Genomic DNA, 25,220 nt, shown 5'->3' with positions numbered 1-25,220 from the left:
CGCCCCGCGCGTCCCCCGGGAGCCGCGGTGGTGAGCGGACCGACGATCCGGCGCACCACCGTCTGCGTCGTCGGCGGCGGCCCGGCGGGCGCGATGCTCGGGCTGCTGCTGGCCCGCTCGGGGGTGGCGGTGGTGGCCCTGGAGAAGCACGACGACTTCCACCGCGACTTCCGCGGCGACACGGTGCACCCCGCCACCCTCCAGGTCCTCGACGAACTCGGCCTCGTCGACCGGTTCCACGAGCTGCCCCACCAGAAGGTCACGACCATCGGCGTGGTCCAGGAGGGCCGCCGCATCGACATCGCCGACTTCTCCCGGCTGCGCATCGCCTACCCGTACATGGCCTTCGTCCCGCAGTGGGACTTCCTCGACCTGATCACCGGCGAGGCCGCCCGCCATCCCACGTACCGGCTGTCGATGGGCACCGAGGCCGTCGGAGTGCTGCGCTCCGCCGACGGCCGGGTCAGCGGCGTCCGTGCCCGGGGACCCGACGGCGAGACGGAGGTCCACTGCGCCCTGGTCGTCGCGGCCGACGGCCGGCATTCGGCGCTGCGCGCGGACGTCGGCGCCCGGCCGCGGCTGATCGGCCGCTCCCTCGACGTCGCCTTCTTCCGGATCTCCCGGCGGTCCACCGACCCCGACGAGGGCATCTGCGTACGCGTCGGCAACGGCAAGGTCTTCGGCGCCACCGACCGCGGCAGCTACTGGCAGATGTCGTACGAGACCGTCCGCGGCGGCTTCGCCCGGGTGCGCCGCGAGGGGCTGGACGCCTTCCGCGCCGACCTCGCCGCCCTGGTGCCGTTCCTCGCCGACCGGGTGCACGAACTGCGCTCCCTGGACGAACTGAGCATCCTGGAGGCCCGGATCGACCGCTTGGACCGGTGGCACCGACCGGGCCTGCTGTTCATCGGGGACGCCGCGCACGCCATGTCACCGGTGGCCGGCTTCGGCGTGAACCTCGCCGTGCAGGACGCCGTCGCCGCCGCCAACGCCCTCACCGCACCGTTGCTCCGCACCCAGCGCACGGGCGTCCCCTTCGACGACACGCGGCTCGCCGCGGTCCGCCGCCGCAGGCTGCTCGCCACCGTACTGTCGCAGGGGCTGCAACGGGGCACCCAGCGCTTCGGCATCGACACCACGGTGAAGGAGGCACGACAGCCGCCCGCCCCCCGGCTGTTCGAGCGGTTCGGGCCCGCGCAACTGCTGATGAGCCGGGTCATCGGGCTCGGGTTCCGCCCCGAACACGTCCGCACGCCACCCGCCCCCGATCAGGAGAAGGACGCGTCATGACAGCACACGCCACGACCGGGGGCGAGGAGTCCGGGGAGCCCGGGGAGCCCGTCCCCGGCGCGTCCGACGCGAGCAGTGGACCGGTGGGGAGCGGGGCCGCCGACCGGATGATGTCCATGATCACCGGATACTGGCGGACGCAGATCGTCCGGACCGTCGCGGAACTGTCGATCCCCGACCACCTCGCCGACGGACCGTTGACCGCCCTCGCCCTCGCCGAGCGGATCGACGCCGACCCGGACGGCGTCGCTCGACTGCTGCGGGCCTGCGCGTCCCTCGGGCTCGTCGAGGTCGACGCGGACCGCCGGTTCCACCGCACGCCCCTGCTCGACACGCTGCGCACCGGATCGCCGCACTCCCTGCGCACGATCGCCCTGGTCCACGGTTCGCCCGGCCACTGGCTGCCCTGGGGACACTTCCCGCAGGCCGTGCGGTCCGGAACCCCACAGACCTCGGCGGCACTGGGACGGGACATCTGGGCGCACTTCCTCGCCCACCCCCGGGAAGGAGAACGGTTCGCCTCCTCGATGACGGAGCTGACGGCCCACCTGGCCGAGGAGGTCGCCGCCCTGCTCGACACCACCGGAGCCCGGGTCGCGGTGGACGTCGGGGGAGCGAACGGCGCCCTGGTGCACGCCCTGCTGCGCGCCGACACCCGACTGCGCGGCATCGTGGTCGACCTGCCCGCCGTGGCGGCGACCGCGCTCGCGACGGCGCAGCAGGCGGGGCTGAGCGACCGGGTCACCGTGCTCGGCGGCTCCTTCTTCGACCCGTTGCCCCCGGGCGACCTCTTCCTGCTCAAGGCGGTGCTGCACAACTGGGACGACGACGCGTGCGTGGCCGTGCTGCGCAACTGCCGCACCGCACTGAACCCGGGCGGTCGGGTCGTCGTGGTCGAGATGCCGCTGGGCCCGCCCGGAGAGCCGGGGTTCGCCCCGCTGCTCGACCTCGACATGCTGGCGGTCCTCCCGGGTCGCGAGCGCGAACTGACGCACTACGACACGCTGTTCGAGGCGGCGGGACTGCGCCGTACGAGGGTCACCCCCACCCGCTCCCCGCAGAGCATCATCGAAGCGGTGGCCGGATGAGCCGCCCGGGCCCCACCGTTCGGGCCCGGGCGCCGTCCGCTCAGCCCGCCGTCAGGGGCCGCCGAAGGGGGGACCCGACCCGTGGGCGCCGGGTGCACAGACGATCCGGGTGAGGTCCACCCGGGACTGGATCGCCAACTTCCGGTAGATCTGCCGCAGGTGGAAGCTGACCGTGTGCGGTGAGATGAACAGCTCTCCAGCCACCTGACGGTTCGTCAAACCCCGGGCCACCAGGTGCGCCACCTTCTCCTCCGCGCCCGTCAGGCTGTCCCAACCGGTCTGCGGACGGGCCACCAGGTTCCAGTGCCGGCGCCGTACCCCCAGCCTGCGCAACCTCCGGCGGACCCGCGCCGAATCGCGTTTGGCGCCCAACGCGTCGTACCCGGCCATCGCCGTGTTGAACGCACCGATCGCGCCCTCCCGGTCACCCACGCCCAACAGCACCCCCAGGTCCTCGGTCACCGACGCGACGGCCCACGGGTCGGTGTAGTCGTCGGCCGCCCGGGCCAGCAGCGCACCGTCCCCGTCGATCAGGGCCCGCCCGTGCGCCGCCGCGGCGGTCACCGTCGGGTGGTCCGGTGCCGTGGCGGCGATCTGCTCGGCGCTGTCCGCCATCCGGGCGGCGAACTCCCGGTCGCCGGCGGCCAGCGCCGTGCGCACGCACCATGCCGTGGCCGACGGGTCCTCCAGCACCAACTGCCGCCGCAGCCCCGCGTCCTGCCGGGCGGCCCGCAACACCTCCAGCGCCTGTTCGGCCCCCCTCCGCGCGGCCGTTACCTGGGCTGTGATGAGGCACCGCATGGCCCACCACGGGCGCGGCGGCCCGTCCGGCGTGCCCGTCGTCTCCCACTGGGCCTGGCGTTCCAGCGCCTCCGCCAGGTCACCACGGCGCAGCGCCACCGCCACGAGCACGGCCCGCAGATGCGGTTCGCACAACGGCATCCGGGCCTCGGCGGAGGCGGTGAGCCCCGCGGTCGCCAGGGTCTCCGCCTCGCAGAGGTCACCGCACGCGAAGCGCGTCCACGCGCGCAGTGCGTACGGCAACGGTTCCAGCACGCCGTTCGACTCGGTGTCGATGGTGCGCTGGATCGCCTCGACCGTCGCCGCGGCCTGGTCGAGCCGGCGCAGCTTGATGAGGACCCATGCCTTGTTCCACAGCGCGTTGCCCTGCCAGATGCCGGCGGTGCGCCCGCCGGGCGGCGCGTCCGGGCCGAGCAGGGCGAGCGCTTCGTCCAGCCGGCCCTCCGTCCACCGGGCCGTGGCCCGGATGGTGCGGGCCGCCGACCGTTCGTCGTCGTGGTGGGCCGTCTCGTCCCCCAGCACCTCGTCGGCCGCCGTCAACGCGGCCCGCTCGTCGAGTTGGGAGAGCATGGTGAGCCTCAGCAGCAGCGGGGACGGGCCTTCCTGTTGAGGCCGGGTGCCGGTCGCGCAGACGTGTCCCGCGGCGTGCTGGAGCACCTGCGGCACGGCGTCGGCGTCCCCGCGCAGCAGCAGCGCCGTCGCCAACCAGGCGCGCAACGGCCAGGTCGAGGGGGAACGGCCGACGGGGTCGTCCGGGGGGCGGGCCCCGTCCGGGTCATCCGCGTGGTCGGGACGTGCGTGCCGGTGCACGGTCAGGACCCGCTCGGCGATCTCCACCGCACGGTGCAGATTGCCGGAGCGCACCAGGGCGGCGGTCGCGGTGGTGGCCAGGTCGAGGTAGGCCGGTTGCGCGGGCCGGGTGATGTCGAGCCCGCGCAGCGCCAGCGCGGCGGCGGCCTGCGGCGAGACCGGGAGGAGCCGGTCCGCGGCGGTCCGGATGGTGGTGATGGCCTGGGTGTCGTCCGCGTGCGCGCAGTGCACCAGGTGCACCGCCGCCGCCGTGCCGTCCCCGAGTTGACCGAGGATCATGTTGGCGGCCTGCCGGTGGAGCAGGGAACGCATCAGCTGGGGCACGGTGCCCAGCACGGCGTACCAGATCGGCTCGCGATGGAAGGAGAACTCCTCGGCGCCACTGGTGAGCAGCCCCGCCGCCAGCGACTCCTGGAGGGGGCCGAGGAGTTGGACGGGGCGTTCGTCGGCCATCTCCGCCAGATCGCGCGGGATGAACGAGGGACCGAGCACCGCCGCCACCTGGAGGAGCCGTTGGGTGCCCGGCGCGAGACGGTCCAACCGGTCGCGCATCAACCGCAGGAAGGCCGCGGGCAGATGGGCACCCGGATCGGCGGCGACGGCCGAGGTGAAGCCGGACACGAGGGGTTCGGCCGCCAGCGAGACGGTGTCCCCGACGATCCGCAGGCACTGTTCCTCCACCAGCCCCCGCACCAGTTCCACGATCGCCTGCGGGCTGCCCCCGAGGCTCTCGCCGAGGGCCCGCACGTCGTCGCTGGGGCGGGCGCCCAGCAGATCGCCCATCAGGTCGGCGACCGCCTGGTCGTCGAGCGGTTCCAGCGGGGGGAGCCACTGGGCGCGGTGCGTGGTCAGATTGCGCAGGAGCAGTCCGTTCGCGGAGCGTGCGTCCTCGGTGCGCATCGTGAGCAGCCACCGCACGGGCACGGTCAGGAGCTTGAGGGCCAGCCCGCACAGGGTGCGCAGTTGCACCGGGTCCGCCCACTGGGCGTCGTCGACGACGACCAGCACCGGGCCGCGCCGCAGCCCCGCGTCGATCTGCGCCTGGATCTGCACCGGTCCGGTGGGTCGGACCGGCCGGGGGATCCTGGTCGCCGAGGAGCGTCCGGTGGCCGAGGAGGTCTCGTCGCCCCGCCAGGCACCGGTGGTGGAGCAGTCGAGCACGGTGTAGCCCAGCGCCTCGGCGAGGGTGCCGGACTCCTGGAGCAGCCGGGTCTTGCCGCTCCCGGCGGGCGACTCCAGCAGGGTGATGCCGCCCTGGCGGCCCTCGGAGGTCGTGAGGAGACCGGCACGTATTTGCTCCAGGTGGCCGTCGCGCCCGCGGAGCGGACGGACGACTATCCGGGAGAACTGCGGGGCCGGGTCGTCCGGTTTTTCGAGGGTCTTCGCAATCATGGTCTCTCCTGCACAAGGGGGTGAGGGTCCCGCGTGCCACCGGCCCGCCGCCGGGCACCGCCGCGGCAGGGACAGGCCGGCCCGGGGTTCCCCGCGCCCGGCGGCCGGGTCGGGCGTCGCCCGGGGGGCGTCGGGTCCGTCGTCCGTCGGAACTCCCGGAGCGTTCCCCGAAGCCGTGGCACACGGGTCCGGACCGCCGAGGGGGTTGCGCGACCGTCGAGGTGCGGCGCGCGGTGGCTGCCGCCGGTGACGTCGATTCCGGCGGCGCGTGGTGAGGACGCTTTCCTTCGACGGATGGTGTCGGCCATTTCCGCTGGGCCTCCGTGCCGCGCGGTGCGATAACCGGCGGCCGTCATGAAATGAAGTACCGGTGGGGTGAATGCCTCGGACCGGATTCGATCCCGGAAAAGAGTCGAGGGAAGCCGGGGCATTCTTCGCTGTCTGATGAAGCAACCTCAGCATACGCACGGGTCAAGGTCGTCGGGAAGGGTGACTGCCTTCGGCTCGGGTCGACGCTCCGCGCATTGCGGGCGTGATCTTCCGAACTGAATGGCGGATTCCACGGTGTGGTATTTCGGATGCCCTTGGAGAGCCCTCCGGCGCGCCTGGGAGATATGCCGCACTTGGTAACTTACTTACCCTTTGGATGTTTTGATACCTGCCGTGTCTGAAGTGGCCACCGTTTCCCCTGCGTCTGTTGTGGTGACGTGGAGCCATCTTCTGGCCTTCGGTAGGGGGTCGCGCTGGCCGATCCGGCCCTTCCGGCTGTTCCCCTCCTCGCTCGGCGGGAGCGCGAGGGCCGCCTCCCGGCCTCCGCGGCAGGGCCCCTTCGCGCCTCTGCCGTCGGGCCATCCGGGCCCGGCTACAAGGGAGTCGGGCCGGCCCGTTCATCGTGCCGAACCTCTGCACTGCCTGCGCCATCCCGTGGCTGGCGGTCGTCCCTCAGGGGCGTGCGCTGGTCGTATCCACGGAGAGGGCGGCGCGCAGGCCGTTGTCCGGGACGCACTGAGCACCGCTGTACGGCCCGAGCGCCCCGCTGGCTCGCCTCCGGTCGAAGGGGGTTCGACGTCGACACGCCGTCCGGATCGACCCCGTGCCCCGGAGCGTGTTCCGCATGCGTCCCGTTGGACCCCTGGCGCCCCGCTCTCCTCGGCGACGGCTGCTCGCGCTCACCGCTGTCCTCGCTGTTCGATCGACGGGGCGCACGCCGGTGTGGGGCCGGCAGCTCATTGCCCTCTTGGTGCACCAACAATCCGTCCGGGTAATCCCGCGCCCCCTGGCGCGCCCCTGCTGAGTCTGCCCGAGCGAAAAGCCCCGGCGCCCCGGGCGGGGTCGCGCACTCTTCTCGCCCTCACCTTCCGATGGTCGGTGTCCGATCTCTTCGGCGGGCCCGGCGCGGGGCATTCCGAAGAACGTCATCGAGCATCCGGACGGCAAACAGAGGTGCCCCAGCCGTTCAACGGGAAACCGTGTGTCCATGGGCGTGTGAACGGCGCCGTCGGTCGGCGGGGAATCCGATGCGGACTTGTGGTGACCGGAAATTCACCCACTGCCGAAAAAGAGTCGTGTGTCGTCGGATACCGGAAGACCGGATCGGGCGCCCGCGTCGCTGGTGGAGAGCGCTCGCCGTATTTCCTGAAGCCGTGTCATGAATTCACGCGGGTCCCGGAAATGCGCCCCAGCCAGGACAGTGCGCCGGTTCCGCTCCCCATCGCCCGTCCGTGCTCCACCCGGCGCCGCCCGCCCCGACTCCGCGCCGCCCGCCCCGGAGTCCCTGCCGCCGGCCCCGACGGGAGATCCTGCCGCAACCGGTGACACGATGGGACGCGGCTCGTATATTGCGGCGCGGCACTGAAGTTACCCGCGAGTTCAGGAGGATGGATGTCGCCCCTGCCCCGTCGCGCACGCCATCGGCTGTTCGCCCTCGCCACCACCACCGCCTGCGCCGCGGTCCTCCTGGGTGCCCCGCCGCCCGCCGCCACCGCGGCGGGGAACGGCCCGGCGGACCCCTACCTCATCGGCCGGGGCATCGCGGACGTGACCGGCGAAGCCGCCGAAACCGGGATGATGGGCTACTCCAGCTTCGACCAGAAGACCTCGGGCATCCACGGGCGGCTGCGCTCCCGCGCGTTCGTGGTGCAGGACCGGTCCAGCGGGGGTCGGGTCGTCTACGTCAACGCGGACCTCGGCATGATCTTCCAGGCCGTCCGCCAAGGCGTGCTCGCCCGCCTCGCCGAGCGGTACGGGGACCTGTACGGAGAACGGAACGTCCTGTTGTCCGCCACGCACACCCACTCCGGGCCGGGCGGCCACTCGCACCACCTCGCGTACAACCTGTCCGTCCTGGGGTTCCAGCAGGGCACCTACCGCGCGGTCGTCGACGGCATCGTCGAGTCCGTGGTCAAGGCCCACCAGGACCTCGCCCCCGGAACGATGAGCCTGGGCACCGGCACCCTCACCGATGCGAGCGTCAACCGTTCCCGCAGCGCCTTCGACCGCAACCCTGCCTCGGACCGTGCGGCCTTCCCCGGTGCCATCGACCCCGCCATGACCGTGCTGCGGTTGCGTCGCGACGGCGAGGACGTGGGCGCCATCAGCTGGTTCGCGACCCACAACACCTCGATCACCAACAAGAACACGCTGATCAGCCCCGACAACAAGGGCTACGCCTCGTACGCCTGGGAGCACGACCACCAAGGCGTGCGCTACCTCGACGACACCCCGGGCTTCGTCGCCGCGTTCCCCAACACCAACGCCGGGGACCTGTCGCCCAACCTCCACCTCAAGCCCGGCTCCGGACCCACCGAAGACGAGTTCGAGAACGCCCGGATCATCGGCGAGCGGCAACTCCTCAAGGCCCGCGAGGTCCACGCGAGGGCGACCCCCGTCACCGGCACCGTCGACGCCCGCATCACCCACGTCGACATGGAGGACGTCACCGTCGCCGGGGCGTACACGCCCGACGGCACCGTGCAACGCACCTGTCCGGCCGTGGTGGGCGCCTCGACCCTCGCGGGCAGCGTGGAGGACGGCCCCGCCCTGCCCGGTTTCACCGAAGGCACCCGCAGCCCCGTCGCCTCGATCGTCGACGCCCTGCGCATGGACACCCCGAGCTGGCTCAGGACCTGCCAGTACCCCAAGGCGAGCCTCGTCCCCACCGGCCTGATGAACCACGTCCACCCGGTCACCCCGCGGGTCCTCCCGCTCCAGATCATGCGGATCGGGCCCCTCCACCTCGTCGCCGCCCCCGGCGAGTTCACCATCACCGCCGGGCTGAGGGTGCGCCGCACCGTCGCCCGCGAACTGGGCGTACCCCTCGAACACGTGCTGCTCCAGGGGTACGCCAACGCCTACGCCCAGTACGCGACGACCCCCGAGGAGTACGACGCCCAGCAGTACGAGGGCGGCTCCACGCTGTACGGCCGCTACACCCTGCCCGCCTACCAGCAGGAGTTCGCGAAGGTCGCCGCGTCGCTGCGGGCCGGCACGCCCCTCCACCCCGGCGCGACGGTGCCCGACGAGTCACGGCGGCAGATCAACCTCCAGACCGGGGTGGTCTACGACAACCCGCCGCCCGGCTCGTCCTTCGGGTCCGTCCTGACCCCGCCCGCCGCCCACTACCGGCGCGGCGACACGGCCACGGTCGGGTTCGCCACCGGCCACCCGAAGAACGACCTGCGCCGCGGGGGCACCTTCCTGGAGGTCCAGCGACTCCTCGACGGCCGCTGGACCCGGGTCCTCGACGACGGCGACTGGGCCACCCGCTACCGCTGGACCCGGCTGAACGGGCTCACCGGCACCTCCAGGGCCACGCTCACCTGGACCATCACCCAGGACACCCCCACGGGTACGTACCGCTTCGTCCACCACGGCGACAGCAAGAACCTCCTCGGCCGGATCACCCCGTTCACCGGCGTCTCGCCCGCCTTCGAGGTCCGCTGACCCGAGCTGACCCGACGGGTGCCCACCGAGCCCCGGGCCCGTGTCGCCGCCCCCCGGCGGACCGGGGGGGCCGGGACTACCCTGGGAGGAGGACCCGTCGCGGTCCGGCGTGCGCGGGTCCCGCAGGAGAGAGGAGCCCGCCATGAACGCCACGAACGCCACGGTCGCCACGGACGACCGATCCGCGATCGAAGCGGACATCAAGGAGACCCTGGGGCTCGTCCCGCACTTCTTCACCCGGATCCCCACCGAACTCCTCGCGCCCGAATGGGAGATCTTCAAGCGCATCGAGCTGGGCGAGACCCTGATCCCGAACAAGTACAAGGAACTGATCGGCGTCGGGCTGCACGCCGAGACGAAGTGCCACTACTGCTCCCTGTTCCACACCGAAGCGGCGAAGCTGTTCGGGGCCACCGACGAGGAGATCCAGGAAGCCGTCCACTACGCCAAGGCCAGTCTGGGATGGAGCGCCTACATCAACGGCATGCAGGAGGACTACGACCGGTTCGCCGCCGAACTCGCCCAGATCGGCGACCACCTACGGTCCGGGGCCGCCTGATGCGACTGGAACGCCTCCGTCCCACCGTCCTGCGGGCCACCCTCCACGTCCACGAACTGGCCGCGCTGACCACCGCGGCCCGTTACGTCACCGAGAGTGAACCGCCGGACGTACCCGCCGAGGCCCTGGAAGAGCTGCGCGCACTGCTCACGGACTACGACGCCCAGGTGCACGGCCTCGCCCCCGCCCCGCCCCCGGACGGGCCGCCGCCCCGAGCGACGGACTGACCGCCACCGCGCCGGACCCGCCACCGCGCCGGACTGGACGCCGCGCCGGGACCCGCCGCCGCAACGCCGCGCCCGCGCGTCAACGGGACGCCCCAACCCCGCCCGCGGACCGCCCCGCGAATCGCCCTCACGTCCGAGGCCCGTACGGGCGCGGCCCCCGGCCGGACCCGAAGGGCGGCCCGCCAACCTTCCGGGTGAACCGGTTTTGACTGAGTCCCTCCGTGACCTCAACACTGCACAACGCCGCAGCGCGTACGTGCACACGGAGCCGTACCGCTGGCGACCAGCAGCCCCTTCGTCAGTCCGATGATCGGCTCGTCGTTGTTCCGCGGCGCTACCCTCAGGAGGTTTGGCGTGGGGCCGTCCGCCCAGGAATCCATCGCCGTCGTCGGAATGAACTGCCGGTTCCCGGGCGACTGCGAGTCCCCCGAGGAATTCTGGAGATTCCTTTCCGCGGGCCGGCACTTCCGCACCGGACTGCCCCGGGACCGGGGCTGGGACCTGGGGCGGCTCACCCACCCGGACCCCGCCGCGGCCGGAGTCACCTACGTGCGCCAGGGCGGGTTCCTGCCCCGGGTCGGGGACTTCGACGCGGCCTTCTTCGGCGTGGGCCCCCGCGAGGCCACCGCCATGGACCCCCAACAACGGCTGCTCCTGGAAAGCGCCTGGGGCGCCGTGGAGAATGCCCGCACCGCCCCCACCTCGCTCCGCGGTTCGCGCACCGGCGTGTACGTGGGCATCAGCGAAAGCCGCTACCTGTGCCGCCTGGGACAGCCGGAAGCCGACCTGGAGGCGTACCTGCCCACCGGCCTCTCGGTGAGCGCCGCGGCCGGCCGGATCTCCTACGCGCTCGGACTGCACGGACCCGCCCTGTCCGTGGACACCGCCTGCTCCTCCTCGCTCGCCGCCGTCCACCTCGCCGTACGCGCCCTGCGCGCGGGGGAGTGCGACAGTGCGATCGCCGCCGGGGTGTGCGTCATGGCCGAACCCGACGTCCTGGTCTACTTCTCCCGGCTCGGTGCCGTCACCGCCGACGGCCGGTGCAAGTCCTTCGCCGCCGAAGCGGACGGCTTCGCCCCCGCCGAAGGGGTCGCCGCCCTGCTGCTGACCCCGCTGTCCCGGGCCCGCGCCGCCGGGCAGCGCGTCCTCGCCGTCATCCGGGGCAGCGCACTCAACGAGGACGGCACCGGCAGCGGGCTGACCGTGCCCAACGGCACCGCGCAGCGGGCCGTGATCGCCGACGCCCTCCGGGACGCAGGACTCCACCCGCACCAGGTCGACCTCGTCGAAGCGCACGGCACCGGCACCCCGGTCGGCGACCCCGTCGAAGCGGCCACCCTCCACGACGCCTACGCCACCGGCCGGACACCCGACGACCCCGTGTGGATCGGCTCGGTCAAGTCCAACATCGGCCACACCCAGGCCGCAGCCGGACTCGCCGGACTCGTCAAGACGGTGCTCGCCCTGCGGCACGAGGAGATGCCCGCCACCCTGCACGCCGCCCACCCGACCCCGGCGGTGGACTGGTCGACCGGCACGATGCGGCTGCTGCACGGCAACCGCCCCTGGCCGCGCGGCGACGAACCCCGCCGGGCCGGGGTGCTGGCCTACGGCATCAGCGGCACCAACGCCCACGTACTGGTCGAAGAGGCACCCGACACCCCCCGGATCGTCCGACCCCGCCGCGGGGAGGCACCGATGGTGTGGCCGCTGTACGCGGCGACCCCCGAGGCGCTCGCTCCGCAAGCGGCGGCACTGGCCCGCCGGCTGCGCCAGGACCCCGCCACGGACCTCGCCGCCGTCGGCCACTCCCTCGCCAGCACCCGCAGCGCCCTCACCGAACGGGCCGCCGTCACCGGCACCGACCGGGACGGACTCCTCACCGCCCTCGACGCGTTGGCGACCGACGGCCAGCACGAGGCCGCCGTCCGCTCCCGGGCCCTCGACGGCCCCGGCCCGGTCTTCGTCTTCCCCGGGCAGGGCGCCCAGTGGCAGGGGATGGGCGCCCGACTGCTCGCCGAGTCCCCGCGGTTCGCCGAGGCGTTCGAAGCGTGCGCCCGTGCCCTGCGCCCGTGGACCGACGACGACGTCACCGCCGTCGTCCGCGGCGCACCGCACGCCCCGCCGCTGGAACGCGCCGACGTGGTGCAACCCGCCCTGTTCGCCATGTACGTGTCCCTCGCCGTGCTGTGGCGCGCCCACGGGGTGCGCCCCGCCGCCGTCATCGGCCACAGCCAGGGCGAGATCGCCGCCGCGTACGTCTCCGGGGCGGTCAGCCTGGAGGAAGCCGCCCGCGTGGTGGCCCTGCGCAGCAGGCTGCTGCGGGGCATCACCGCCCGGGGCGCCATGGTGTCGCTGGCCGTGCCCGCCTCCCGGGCCACGGAACTGCTCGCCCCCTGGGCGGGGCGCATCGAGGTCGCGGTGGTCAACGGCCCGGCCGCCACCGTGGTCGCGGGCGACGCGGACGCGGTCACCGAACTGCTCGACGCCTGCGCGTCCGAGGGCCTGTGGGCGCGCAGGCTGCCCGTCGACTACGCGTCCCACTGCCGGCACGTGGAGGCCGTGCGCGGCGCCGTGCACTCCGCGCTGAAGGGCACCACCTCGGGTCGGACGGTCGTCCCGATGTTCTCCTCGACCACGGGCACACCCGTGGCGGAAGGCGAACTCGACGCCGGCTACTGGTACCGCAACCTGCGGCGCCCCGTCCTGTTCGACGAAGCCGTGCGGCACGCCCTCGCCGCGGGATTCACCCAGTTCGTCGAGATCTCCCCGCACCCGATGCTGACCGGACCGCTGCGCGACATCGCCGCCGACGCCGGCCGTGACGCCGCCGTCAGCGCCAGCCTCCGGCGCGACCGGGCGGGCACGGCCGACTTCGCCGCCGCCCTGGCCGCGGCGCACACCGGGGGCGCCGACCTCGACTGGACCACGCTGTACCCGCGCACCGGGGTCACCGACCTGCCCACCTACCCGTTCCAGCGGCAGCGCTACTGGGCCGCCGCGGCGCGCCGCACCCCCGAACTGGCCGCGGCGGGGCTGCGCGACGGAGGCCACCCGCTGCTCGGCGCGACGGCGGAACTGCCGGACGGCTCGCTGCTGTGCACCGGGCGACTGGCACCCGCCGACCAGCCCTGGCTCGCCGACCACGCGGTGCACGGCACCGTCCTCCTCCCGGCCACCGGCATGGTCGAACTGCTGCTCCACGCAGCCCGCCGCGCCGGGCTGCCCGCCCGCCTGGAGGACGTCGTCTTCCACGCCCCCCTCGTGCTGCCGGACACCGCCGTCGACGTCCAGGTGCACTGCGCGCCCGACAGTGACGGCGGCCGACTGCTCACCCTCCACTCCCGGGGCCACACCGCGACCGGAGGGTGGACCCGGCACGCGGAGGCGACCGCCGGCACGGCGCCCCACGGACCCCCGGCCCCGACGGCGGCGCCCTGGCCGCCCCCCGGTGCCGAGCCCGTCGCGGTCGACGACTGCTACCGCGCCCTGGAACGACGCGGCTACGCGTACGGCCCCGCGTTCCGCGGCCTCACCGGCGCCTGGCGCGCGGGGGAGACCTGGTACACGCAGGCCCGGCTCGCCGAGGGCGGCACCACAGGGCCGGACGGGTACGCGGTGCACCCCGCCCTGCTGGACGCCCTGCTGCACGGCCTGTTGCTGGACGGCGCCACGGACCGCACGCTCCTGCCCTACGCGATCGGCCGGGTCGAGGTGCTGACCGAGGGCGCCACCACCCTGCGGGCCACCCTGGCACCGGCGGACGGCGACCGGGTGTCCCTGACCGCCGTCGACCCCGCCGGACGGACGGTGGTCACCCTGACCGACCTCCGACTGCGGCCCACCACCGCCCGCCGACTGCGGGCCGCGCTCGCCGCCGCCGACACCACGCTCTTCGCCCCCGTCTGGCGGCCCGTCACCCTCCCCGACGGCGGCCCGCCCGGCGACTGGGTGACCGTCGGCCCGGTGCCGGGCCGCTCCCACCCCGACATGTCCGCCCTGGCCGACGCGCTCGCCGACGGTGCACCCGCCCCCGACGCCGTGGTCCTGGACTGTCGCACCGGCCCCGGCGACCGCGCAGCGGCCACCGACCCCGGCCCGCGCCTCGCCCACCTGCTCGGTGAGACGCAGGTCTTCCTGGCCCGCGAAGAACTGGCCGCCACCCGGCTGCTGGTACTGACCCGTCGCGCCCACGCCACCTCCTTCGGGGACTCCGTACACGATCCGGTGGCCGCCTCCTGCGCCGGGCTGATGCGTTCGGTGCAGAGCGAGCACCCCGGCCGGGTGTTCCTCGTCGACACCGAGGACGCCACCGGACACGACCACCCCGCGGCCGCCTCCCTCGCCGCGGTCCTGGCCGGCGACCACCCCCAAGTGGCCCTCCGCGGTGAGCAGTTCCTCGTCCAGCGCCTCGTCCCCGCCCACGACGGCGTCGGCGACGGGCTGACGCTGCCCGACGACGACCCGCCCTGGCAACTGGCCCCCGCGGCCAGCCGCACCCTGGAGGACATCAGGCCCGTCACCGGCACCGCAGGCACCGCGCCGGTGGCCGCCGACCGGGTGCGGATCCAGGTCCACAGCTGCGGAGTCAACTTCCGTGACGCGGTCGTCTCGCTCGGCATGGCGGAAGGCGACGCGATCGGCTTCGAGGTCGCCGGAACGGTTCTGGAAACCGGAGCGGACGTCACCGCGTTCCGCCCCGGCGACCGGGTCGCCGCCTGCCTGTTGTGGCAGGCCGGCGGGTACGCGCCACGGGTGGACGTCGACCACCGGCTGGTCGTGCCCGTCCCCCCGGGCTGGACCCTGCCACAGGCCGCCGCCGCGACCGCCGCCTTCCTGACCGCCCACCACGCACTGGTCGACCTCGCCGCCCTGCGCCCCGGCGAGCGGATCCTCGTGCACGCCGCGGCCGGTGGCGTGGGCACGGCCGCCGTCCAACTCGCCCACCGGCTCGGCGCGGAGGTCCACGCCACCGCGAGCACCGACAAGCACGCCCTGGTCGCCGCCGCGGGAGTCGCCGAGCACCGCATCGCCGACTCCCGCACCCCCGACTTCGACGACACCCTGCTGCGGGCCACCGGCGGCGCCCGGTTCGACGTCGTCCTCGGCAGCCTCGCGGGGGAGTTCGTCGACGCGTCCCTGCGGCTGCTGCGGCCCGGCGGTCGCTACCTGGAGATGGGCAAGACCGACGTCCGCGACCCGGACAAGGTCCACGCCGAGTACCCCGACGTCCGCTACCGCGCCTTCGACGTCCGTGACCACCCCGCCCCGGAACGGGCGCTCGCCCACCTCATGGAGCAGTTCCGGGCAGGCACCCTGACCCCCCTGCCACTGCGGACCTGGCCCCTGCGGCACGCCCGCAGCGCCCTGCGCTTCCTCAGCCAGGGCCGCAGCACCGGCAAGATCGTCCTGACCCGGCGCACCACCCTCGACCCGGACGGCACCGTCCTCATCACCGGCGGCACCGGCACCCTCGGCACCCTGCTGGCCCGGCACCTCGCCGAGGTCCACGGGGTGCGCCACCTGCTGCTCGTCAGCCGGCGGGGCGAACGGGCCGACGGCGCCCGCGCCCTGGCCCGGGAACTCGCCGACCACCCGCAGGGACCCGTCCACGTGACCTTCGCCGCCTGCGACGTCGCGGACCGCACCGCCCTCGCCGACGTACTCGCCGCAATCTCCCCCGAGCACCACCTGACCGCCGTCGTGCACGCCGCCGGAACCCTCGACGACGGACTCGTCGGCGACCTCACGCCCGAACGGCTGCACACGGTCCTGCGGACCAAGGCCGACGCGGCACGGCACCTGCACGACCTCACCCGCGGCGCGGACCTCGCGGCCTTCGTGCTGTACTCCAGCATGGCCGGCCTCGTCGGCACCCCCGGTCAAGCCAACTACGCCGCCGCCAACTCCTACCTGGACGCCCTCGCCCACCACCGCCGCCAACAGGGGCTGCCCGCGACCTCACTGTCCTGGGGCCTGTGGCAGGAGACCAGCGGCCTCACCGCCCACCTCCACGCCACCGACCAGGCACGACTGTCCCGACACGGACTCGCACCGCTGAGCACCCGACAGGCCCTGGCCGGCTTCGACGCCGCCCTCGACCTCGACGAGCCGCACCTCGCGGTCACCGCCGTCGCCCCCGCGGCCCCCGACCGGGCCCCCGCCGACCTGCTCGCCGAAGTGATCCACCACCGCCCCGCGCACCGAACCACCCCCACCCCCGACAGCGAACGCTCCCACCTGCTGACCCTGCCCGACGGGGAACGCCTCGCCCACCTCGTCGCCCTGGTCCGCACCCACGCGGCCACCGTCCTCGGACATCCGGGCCCCGAGGCCGTCCGCCCCGAACGCCGGTTCCGCGAGGCGGGCTTCGACTCGCTCGCCTCCGTCGAACTGCGCACCCGACTGAGCCGCGCCACGGGCACCAAACTCTCCGCCACCGCCGTGTTCGACCACCCCACCCCCACCTCCCTCGCCCGTCACCTCGACACCCTCCTGACCCCCGCCACCCCCCACACCCCCGAGGGCGAAGCGAAGTTCGTCACGGACGTCCTCGACACCTGGGCCCGGGGCGACTACGAGTCGGGACGGCGCCATCTGCGGGAGAGCGCCCGCCACCGTCGGACCACCACCCGCCCCGCGGACCTCCCCACCGGAGACTGGGAACGTCTGGGCCGGGGCCCCGCCCCGCTGCGGCTGGTCTGTCTGCCCCCGTTCACCACGTCCCCCGCCTCCGCGCCCTACGCCCGTCTCGCCGCCCTGCTCGACGGACAACGCGACGTGTGGACCATCAGACTCCCCGGGCTCCGCGACGACGAACACCTCCCCGCCGACACCGCGACCCTGAGCCGGGCCTGGGCCGACGCCCTCCCCCGACTCGACCCCGCCGGACCGTGCGTCCTGCTGGGCCACTCCTCCGGGGGGCTCCTCGCCCACGCACTCGCCCACACCCTCCAACGGCGCGGGACCCCGGCGGCCGGGCTCGTCCTCCTCGATCCGCCCCTGCCGAGCGCGGTCCCCGACCGGCTGGCCGCCCAGGTCACCGACCGGGTCCGGCGCGCCCGGTCACTCGTCACCCCGGCGATGCTCACCGCCATCGGCGCCTACTCGCAGCTCTTCGCCGACTGGACGCCCGAACCGCTGGACGCGCCCACCCTGCTCGTCCACCCCCGCGACAGCGACCTGCCGCAACACTGGCCCGTCCCGCACACCCGCCGGCCCGTCGACGGCGCCCACTTCTCCATGTTGGAGGAACACGCCCCGGACACCACCCGGGCCGTCGAGACCTGGCTCGCCTCCCTGAGCCCCTGAGCCCCTGCGCCCCCCCCGGCACCGGCTCCCACCGACCCTGCCCCCGACCAGCCGCGTACCCGACCGCACCGCGGGACACCGTGGAGAGGACGACCTTGACCACCACCGCCGGCACCACCGCCGGACCGACCGCACGCGCCGGCGCGCACCCCCTCCCGACGGCCCCCGGGGCCCTCCCGGTCCTGGGGCACGCCCTCCCGCTCGCCCGCGACCCCCTCGGCTTCCTGTCCCGGCTGCCCGCCCGCGGTGACCTGGTGCGCGTGCGGATCGGTCCACGGACCCTGGTCGTGGTGTGCGAACCCGAACTGACCCGACAGGTACTCCTCAACGACCGGGTCTTCGACAAGGGCGGCCCGCTCAGCGAACGGGGCCGCGAAGTCCTCGGCAACGCCCTCCTCACCTGCTCCCACGCCGAACACCGCCGCCAACGACGCCAGTGCCAACCCTCGTTCCAACCCCCGAGGATGGCCGCCTACGCCGTCAGCTTCACCGAGGCGGCACGCACCGCCGTGGACGACTGGCACGACGGCCGGGAACTCGACGTGGTCCCCACGATGATGGCCCTCACCGTGCACACCGCGGTCACCACCATGTTCACCACCGATGCGCCCGCCCACGCCCCCCTCGCCACCAGTTCCCTCACCGACGACATCGCGACCGTGGTCGAGGGCGTGCTCCGACGCGCCCTCACCCCCGCGTTCCTGCGCCACGTGCCCACCCCGGAACGACGCCGCTACGACCGCGCCCAGGTCCGGCTGCGCACCCTGCTCGGCGGCCTCGTCGCCACCCGCCGCACCGATGCCGACCCGCCGGACGACCTCCTGCACGCCCTGCTGTCCGCCGGCGGCCTGGACAGCCCCGACGGCACGCCCCGCCTGACCGACGCGGAAGCCGTCGACCAACTCCTCACGTTCCTCGTCGCCGGGGTGGAGACCACCGCCAGCGCCCTCGCCTGGGCCTGGCACCTGCTGGCCCGCCACCCCGAGGTCGAACGCCGGGTGCACCGCGAACTCGACGACGTGCTCGACGGCAGGCCCCCCGCCCCCGCCGACGTGCCCTCCCTGCCCACCACCGCGAACGTGCTCACCGAAACGCTGCGCCTGTACCCGCCCCTGTGGATGATGACCCGTGAGGTCACCCAGGACACCGTGCTCGGCACCTTCGCACTGCCCCGCGGCACCGTCCTCGGCGTGAGCCCCTACGTCATCCACCGGCGCCCGGACGTCTACCCCGACCCCGACCGCTTCGACCCCGACCGCTGGCGGGACCGACGGCCCGACCGGGCGGCCTACCTGCCCTTCGGCTCCGGAGCCCGCAAGTGCATCGGAGACCGCTTCGGCGTGGTCCAGGCCACCCTGGTGCTCGCCACCATCGCCGCGCGCTGGCGACTCGTGCCGAGCGGCGGGCGCCCCCCGCGCTTCTCGGCCCTGTCCACCCTCACCCCCCGCGGACTGCGCATGCGGATCACCGACCGCGGCACCCGCCCGACCCCCGGGCGGCCCGGATGAACCCCGGCTCCGCGCACGTGAACTACGTCGAGCCGATCCTCGACGCCCTCGCCACGGACCGCGACCGGCCGGTGCTGCACGCCGCCGACGGACGCCCGGTCACCGCCGGGGAGCTGTGCGACACCGCCCACCGCCTCGCCCGCCACCTGGTCGAGCGCGGCATCGGCCCCGGCACCACCGTCGGACTGCTCGTCGGCAACACCCCCGAAGCCGTCCAGGCGCGGTACGCGGTCGCGCTCACCGGCGCCCGCGTCGTCGTGCTGCACGGCGGCGCGCCGCCCGCGACGCTCGCCCGAGTGGTCGCGGACGCCGGATGCACGCTCCTGCTCGTCGACGCCGACCGGTTCGCGACGGCACGGACGCTGCCGCTCACCCCCGACGGCCCCGCCGTGCTGGCGCTCGGACCGCATCCCCCCGGGCCGCGAGCCCTCGCCCCGGACGCCCTCGCCGCCTGCGCCGGCCGCCCGGCCACCCCGTTCGTGGTCCGCGTCCACCCCGAGACCGACTGGTGCCTCGTCTACACGGGAGGCACCACCGGAACCCCCAAGGGCGTCCGGATGAGCCACGCCGTCCGGCTGGCCGCCCTCAGGAGAGCACTCCGGGACCCGGCCGGATCACCCCGGTACCTCGTCTGCACCTACTTCAGCTACGCCGTCGGCACCCTCATCGACCTCGCCCTGCTCCACGGCGGCTCCGTCGTCCTGCGCCCCGGGTTCGATGCGGGCGACGTCCTGCGCACCGTCGCCCGCGAGCGCATCACCCAACTCTGGCTGTCGCCCTCCCTGTTGTGGCGACTCCTCGACCACCCCGCCCTCGCCGCGACCGACCTGTCCAGCCTGACGAGGGTGGCGTACGGGGGCTGCCCGGCCCCGGCCGCCCGACTGCGCCGGGCCGTCGAACTCCTCGGCCCCGTCCTGTACGGGTACTACGGACAGACCGAGGCCGGCCCGATCAGCGTGCTGCTCCCGCACGAGCACGCGCCGAGCGGCCCGGACGGCGCGTTCTCCGTCGGCCGCCCGTTGCCCGGTGTCGACCTCGCCCTGCTGGACGACCGGGGCCGACCCGTGGCCCCCGGAACCCCGGGAGAGATCTGCGTACGCTCGCCCACCGTCATGTCGGGCTACGAGAACCGCCCCGAACTCCACCCCGAGGTGTGGCGGGACGGCTGGCTGCGCACCGGTGACCTGGGCCGCCTGGACGAGCGGGGACACCTCTTCGTCGTCGACCGGCTCAGGGACGTCCTGCTCGTCGAGGGAGCCGAACTCCCCCTGCACGTCTACCCGTCCGAGCTGGAGGACCTCCTCCTCACCCACCCCGGGGTCAGCCAGTGCGCGGTCTTCGGGGTGCCCGGTCCCGACCGGACGGAACGGATCCACGCCGCTGCCGTGCCCGTCCCCGGGCACCGTCTCGACCTCACCGAGGTCCGTGCGTTCGTCACCGCCCACCGCGGAGCCCCCTGCGCCCCCGTCGCCCTCCACCGCCTGACCGCCCTGCCGCTCACCGCCCAGGGCAAACCCGACAAGGCGCACCTGCGGGAGCGCTACGCCCCGAACGGCGACCCGGCGCGGACCTAGCCGATCTCCCGGGCGCCCCGGCCGGGTGTGTCAGTGGCGGCTGCGATGCTGCGGGCATGAACGAGGAGATCATGCGCCGACGGGTCTACGGAGCCGACCACGACGATCCCGACCCGGGCCCCCGCACGGGCCACGACTACGTCGAACTGGTCGGCGGCCCGCTCGACGGCCTGCTGCTCGACGTCACCGGTTGGCCGGAGGAACGCCGCCGGACCACCGTCCCGCTGAGCACGGAGATCGGACGGTACGGTGCCGGTGGACACGCCCTGTACGGTCCCCGGCCGAACGACCGACGACGGTACGACTGGCAGGGCGACACCCCCTGACCGCCCGCCGCCCGGGGAGCGCTGCGGCGGACCGGGGTTCACTTCCGTAGCGCCAGGTGCCGCGCCATCACCTCGTGGTGGTGGCGGACCGCGTACACGGCCAGCTCCGCGTCCCGGGTGCGCACGGCCCGCAGGATGGGCTCGTGCACGGCCGTCAGCGCCGCCGCCTGGTCGGCTTCCAGCCAACTGGGGACGGTGCCCCCGTCGATCCACGCCCGGTACTCGTAGTCGATCAGGGCTCCGTGCACGCTCGCGAACATCGAGGTGAGGTAGGCGTTGTGGGACGCGCCGATCAGCGTGGAGTGGAAGTAGGTGTCCGCGCTCATCCAACTGGCGGTGTCGCCCGCGCTCGACGCGAGGCGGTGCAGGGCGACCTCTCCCTCGGCGAGTTCGTCGGGGGTGGCCCGCTCCACGGCGCGGACGATCCCGGCCGTCTCCAACGCCAGCCGCAGCTCGGCCAGTTGTCCCACCGACTCCGGGTCCACGTCGAGCATCAGGTTCATCGACGTGGCGAGCGTCGTCTCGGGACGGAGCCGTACGTACGCCCCGGACCCCCGGCGCGACTCGACCAGCCCCTTGACGACGAGGATGCGGATGGCCTGACTCACCGTCGGGCGGCTCGTCGACACCAGGGCCGCGAGGTCCCGTTCGGACGGCAGACGCGCCCCGTCGGGCAGCTCACGCGCCAGGATGAGGCGCTGGATGCGCGCCGCGACCTCCTCGGCCACGCCCTCCCGCCGATCCTGTGCGACCCCCCTCAGGGCGTGCCACGGGCTGTCGTCGGGCACCCCTTTCGTTCGCGCCACTCGACCGTCCTCCCGCGTCTCGCCCGTCCCGGCGGCGGCCACCGTGCACGCCGTGGCGACGGCGACCGTCACGGGCCCGTCGCGGTCCCAAGGTATCCCAGGGCCGTGCGCCCTCCGTCGGAGCCGGTCCGGGCGGCCGTCGGCGACACCCCGAGCCCGCCGACGGGCTGCCGCTACGATCGCGCCATGACCGACTTCCCGGGCAGACGCCATGCGAAGCGCATCGGCCTGGCGATAGCCGTGGTCGCGTTGCTGCCCTTCGCCCTCCCGTTGACCATCGGCTCGCACCAGACCGTCAACGGCGAACTCACCTCGTACAGCTACCTCAACCTCACCGCGCTGGTCGCCGGTGCGGTCGCCCTCGGGTACTCGGTGCGCACCTACTCCGGCCTGCGGTTCGCGCAGCGGCTCACCATCACGTACAGGGCGCTGCTCGTCGCCCTCGTGGTGGTGGCCCTGTTCCAACTCGTGCGTGGGAGCGGGGTGGTGCCCGCGATGACGGAGTGCTCCGCGTCCTACAGTCTCGACCTGTGCCGACCGGATTCCGTCCAGTAGCGCAGCACGTTGTGGCGCTGTGCGCCGGAGTGCGGTCCTTGTCGAAACCGGGCGATTGCGTACTCGGCGCAACTAGACTCGCTCGTCATCGTAGGGTCCCGGGAATCTCACCGTCACACGGCACGGGCCCGGCGTTCGTCGGCCCCACACGTGACGCTTGGGTGTCCCAGGACCCTCACCTGACGAGGAGGGAAGCACATGATCTCGTTCGAGCCGGAGTTCTCCGAGTACCTGGCCACCGAAGAGGACGCAACGGTGATCCACTCGTTCGAGATCGGAGTGATCTCCGGCTTGCTCGCCACGACGGAGTACGTGGCCGCCGTCGAACAGACCGCCGTGACGTGCGGGATGCGTTCGATCGACGATGCCGCTCGCAGGGTCGCACGGGTTGCTGCGCGCCAAGCCGCGCTCTTCGAGGGGCAGCGACCGCCGCAGGTCTTCGTCGCGCTCGACGAGAGTTGCCTCCTCCAGCAGGTCGCCGAGCCCGCCGTCATGGAGCAGCAGTTGGAACGGCTCGTCGAGATCGCCTCGCTCCCCACCGTGTGGCTCCAGATCGCCCCGTTCTCGATGGGGGAGCTACGTCCCTTCGACCGTCCCATCTCCCTGCTCACGATGCCCGACCGGTCGCTGGTGTCCTACTCGGAATCCCTGCTCGGTGGGGATCTGGAACAGGGCAACGCGCGGGTGCTGTCGTTCCTGAGGTCCTACCACCACCTCCAGGCCGCGTCCCTCTCCCCACGGGACTCGATCAGCATGATCAATCGCGTGCGCAAGCAGGCCTCCTGACGGGTGCCCTGCCAGACTGATCGGAGCGAGGGGGCTGAACTGGGGGAGGGCATATGGATCTTGCTGCGGATCGGCACCGGCGGCAGCCCCCGCAAGGGACGGCCGGTGGGTTCGACCGATGACGGCGGGTGGAGGACCACCTACCGGGGAACCGGGTCCGCAGCCGTGGCGTGCCGGGCGACGGAGCGTCGCCCGGCACGGCATCGGGTCAGCGCACGTCGACCCGGTCACTGGAGCTGGTGGTCCCCAGCAGCGCCGAGTTGGCGGTGAACACGGCCCGCCAGCTGCCGTCCTTCTTGGCGGTGAACCCCTTGGAGAACGCGCCCGCGCTGTTGGTGCGGGTGCTGGCGAGCTTGGTCCAGCTCCGGGCGCCGTCGGCCTTGAACCAGATGCTCACGGTCTCGTTCGACGCCTTGCGCCAGCTTCCGTCCAGCTTGGTGAGCGCGCCCTTGACCGTGATCTGGCGGCCCTTGCGGACCGGCTCGGGGCTGGCGTTGAGGCCGGTGACGGCGGTACGGAGCCGGACGTCCACGTGGTCGGCGCCGCTGACCGAAGCGGCCCGGTCGGCGGTTCCGGCGTACCGGGCACGCCAGTCGCCGTCCTTGGCGGCGGTGATGCCCGCGGAGAACGTGCCGGAGGTGCCGGTGGTGGCGCTCGCCGCGCGGCTCCAGGCGGTGCTGCCCTTGGCCCGGAACTCCACGACGACCCCGGTCCGTGCCACCGGACGCCAGGTCTCGTTGGTGGCGCCGACGGCCTGGAGGGTGCCCGTGACGGTCACCTTGCTGCCCTTGGCGACCGGCTCGGGACCGGCGTTGAGGCCGGTGATACGGCTCGGCACGGCCTTGACGGACAGTGCGGCGGACTGGGTGCTGACCTCGCCCGCGGCGTTGGTGAACACGGCCCGGTAGAGGCTGCCGTTCAGGGCCCCGGAGGCCTTGACGCTCAGGGTGGTCGAGGTGGCACCGGACACCGTGCTCCAGGTGGTGCCCCGGTCGGTGCTGCGCTCCCAGCGGACGGAGTCGGAGTCCTCGGCGGCGGCCCGGAAGGTCGCCGTCGCTCCGGAACGCACGGTCTGGGCGGACGGCTGGGTGGTGACCCGTGCGCTGCCGAAGCGGAGCGCCCGCTCCACGTCCTGGGCGCGCGAGGGCATCCAGGTGGCGTCATTGCGGTCGTGCGAGTTGAAGCTGGTCACGAAGCAGGCGGTGGCGGTGCAGTCGACCGGAATCGCCAGGGCCCCGGCCGGAGTGAAGGTCTGGGTGAGCTTCAGGACGGTGGTGAAGGTGCCGTCCGCGTCGACCTGACGGATGTACGCCGCGTTCCCGAAGACGCTGGGGTAGGTGGTGCCCGGCAGCGCGATCGACTGGGCCAGGTAGACGCCCTTGCCCGGACGGTAGCCGCTGCCCTTGACGGTGACCTCGGTCTCGGCACCGAGGCCGGAGACCTGGCTGACGGTCAGGGTCGGCGTGCTGACGGTGCCGTCGAGGCCGAGCGGGTCGAGGACGGTCCCGGGCTCGTACATCGGCTGGCCCTGGTTGCTGAAGACCTGTGCGCCCTCGGCGGTCAGCTTCGTGGTGATGCCGCTCCAGTCGAGCCGCGATCCGGCCAGGGAGCCCGGGGCGGCCGTGAGGGTGGCGAACGGCACGGCGGTGGCGCTCGTGGGCTCCTTGCCGTCCAACTCGGTGCGCACGTCCACGTACAGCGTGCCCGTGCCGTCCTTGAGGACGACCCGCGGCTTGGCCAGCGTGATGCCGGTGATGCCGTGGGCGGGAACCGCGTAGGTGACCGACCCGTCGAACAGGACGTCCGCGGATGCCTTGGCGGGGTTCACCGCACCGTGCAGGACGGGATAGGAGACGACTCCGGTCGTGCCCGATGCGGTGGCGCCGCCGGCCGTGGTGACCGTGCCGCCGAGGCCCGTCACGTAGCGGAACCAGGAGGTCTTGAATCCCCATCCGGCCTGGCCGGTGAGCAGGATCGGGGAGGCGGCGGTGGCGCTGCCGTCGGCCGGGGCGGGCGCTGCCTGGGCGCCGGACCTCAGGGCCGAGGCCGCTCCGGTGTCGACGGTGGCTGCGGTCGCGGCGGTCGCGGCGGTCGCGGTGAGGACGCCCGCACTCGTCGAGAGGGCGGTGAGGACCGCGAGGGCGGCCAGCCGGGTTCTGCGGTTGGTGGACATGCGGGGCATGTCTCCTTCGGAGGGGAGGGCACACGAAAGTGCCGGGCTGCGTCCGGAGCGGAACACACACGG

14 protein-coding genes are annotated in these 25,220 nt (G+C 73.6%); 11 read left to right on the top strand and 3 right to left on the bottom strand.

Features of this window, described 5'->3' with window-relative positions; all coding sequences use genetic code 11:
• The first annotated feature begins 30 nt into the window (after window positions 1-30).
• On the top strand, window positions 31-1,290 hold the full coding sequence (locus ACFV88_RS19675) for an FAD-dependent oxidoreductase (protein ID WP_385492865.1): 1,260 nt from the start codon (window positions 31-33) through the stop codon (window positions 1,288-1,290).
• Complete coding sequence (locus tag ACFV88_RS19670) at window positions 1,287-2,378, top strand: methyltransferase (RefSeq protein ID WP_385492864.1); 1,092 nt, start codon at window positions 1,287-1,289, stop codon at window positions 2,376-2,378. Before ACFV88_RS19675 ends, ACFV88_RS19670 begins: the two co-directional genes overlap by 4 nt.
• A 51-nt stretch (window positions 2,379-2,429) precedes the next feature.
• Here the strand turns inward: ACFV88_RS19670 and ACFV88_RS19665 are convergent, their stop codons facing one another.
• Window positions 2,430-5,381 (bottom strand): LuxR C-terminal-related transcriptional regulator, encoded by a 2,952-nt coding sequence (locus tag ACFV88_RS19665; protein ID WP_385492862.1) that lies wholly within the window; start codon window positions 5,379-5,381, stop codon window positions 2,430-2,432.
• Window positions 5,382-7,262: 1,881 nt separating this feature from the next.
• Here ACFV88_RS19665 and ACFV88_RS19660 point away from each other — a divergent pair.
• The 7 genes from ACFV88_RS19660 (at window position 7,263) to ACFV88_RS19630 (ending at window position 20,828) form a co-directional block, all read left to right on the top strand.
• A complete protein-coding gene (locus tag ACFV88_RS19660) occupies window positions 7,263-9,323 on the top strand; it encodes a neutral/alkaline ceramidase (RefSeq protein ID WP_385492860.1) in 2,061 nt (686 codons plus the stop codon).
• A 142-nt stretch (window positions 9,324-9,465) separates the two neighbouring features.
• Window positions 9,466-9,882, top strand: a complete 417-nt coding sequence (locus ACFV88_RS19655; RefSeq protein ID WP_385492859.1) for a carboxymuconolactone decarboxylase family protein — start codon at window positions 9,466-9,468, stop codon at window positions 9,880-9,882.
• Window positions 9,882-10,109 (top strand): hypothetical protein, encoded by a 228-nt coding sequence (locus ACFV88_RS19650; protein WP_385492857.1) that lies wholly within the window; start codon window positions 9,882-9,884, stop codon window positions 10,107-10,109. The genes ACFV88_RS19655 and ACFV88_RS19650 overlap by 1 nt, the downstream gene beginning before the upstream one ends.
• A gap of 354 nt (window positions 10,110-10,463) precedes the next feature.
• Entirely contained in the window at window positions 10,464-17,420 is a 6,957-nt protein-coding gene (locus ACFV88_RS19645; protein ID WP_385492856.1) for an SDR family NAD(P)-dependent oxidoreductase, read from the top strand.
• 95 nt (window positions 17,421-17,515) lie between these two features.
• Entirely contained in the window at window positions 17,516-18,928 is a 1,413-nt protein-coding gene (locus ACFV88_RS19640) for a cytochrome P450 (protein ID WP_385492854.1), read from the top strand.
• On the top strand, window positions 18,925-20,502 hold the full coding sequence (locus tag ACFV88_RS19635) for an AMP-binding protein (protein WP_385492851.1): 1,578 nt from the start codon (window positions 18,925-18,927) through the stop codon (window positions 20,500-20,502). Before ACFV88_RS19640 ends, ACFV88_RS19635 begins: the two co-directional genes overlap by 4 nt.
• Before the next feature lie 56 nt (window positions 20,503-20,558).
• Window positions 20,559-20,828: a hypothetical protein gene (locus tag ACFV88_RS19630; RefSeq protein WP_385492850.1), complete on the top strand. Its 270-nt coding sequence runs from the start codon at window positions 20,559-20,561 to the stop codon at window positions 20,826-20,828.
• Between the two features lie 38 nt (window positions 20,829-20,866).
• Here ACFV88_RS19630 and ACFV88_RS19625 read toward each other — a convergent pair whose 3' ends face one another.
• Entirely contained in the window at window positions 20,867-21,634 is a 768-nt protein-coding gene (locus tag ACFV88_RS19625) for a FadR/GntR family transcriptional regulator (RefSeq protein WP_385492848.1), read from the bottom strand.
• Window positions 21,635-21,820: 186 nt separating this feature from the next.
• On the opposite strand from ACFV88_RS19625, the gene ACFV88_RS19620 reads away from it, so the two are divergent.
• Entirely contained in the window at window positions 21,821-22,189 is a 369-nt protein-coding gene (locus ACFV88_RS19620; RefSeq protein WP_385492847.1) for a hypothetical protein, read from the top strand.
• 198 nt (window positions 22,190-22,387) lie between these two features.
• Window positions 22,388-22,975 carry a DUF5753 domain-containing protein gene (locus ACFV88_RS19615; protein WP_385492844.1) on the top strand — a complete coding sequence of 196 codons (588 nt, stop codon included), beginning with the start codon at window positions 22,388-22,390 and terminating at the stop codon, window positions 22,973-22,975.
• A gap of 208 nt (window positions 22,976-23,183) precedes the next feature.
• On the opposite strand, the gene ACFV88_RS19610 is transcribed toward ACFV88_RS19615, so the two are convergent.
• On the bottom strand, window positions 23,184-25,148 hold the full coding sequence (locus tag ACFV88_RS19610) for an HtaA domain-containing protein (protein WP_385492842.1): 1,965 nt from the start codon (window positions 25,146-25,148) through the stop codon (window positions 23,184-23,186).
• Window positions 25,149-25,220 lie beyond the last annotated feature (72 nt).

Origin of the sequence: Streptomyces sp. NPDC059816, assembly GCF_042732055.1 — a bacterium.
Taxonomy (GTDB): domain Bacteria; phylum Actinomycetota; class Actinomycetes; order Streptomycetales; family Streptomycetaceae; genus Streptomyces.
The sequence above is the reverse complement of the archived record's forward strand: the minus strand, read 5'-3'. Positions and strand labels throughout refer to the sequence as shown.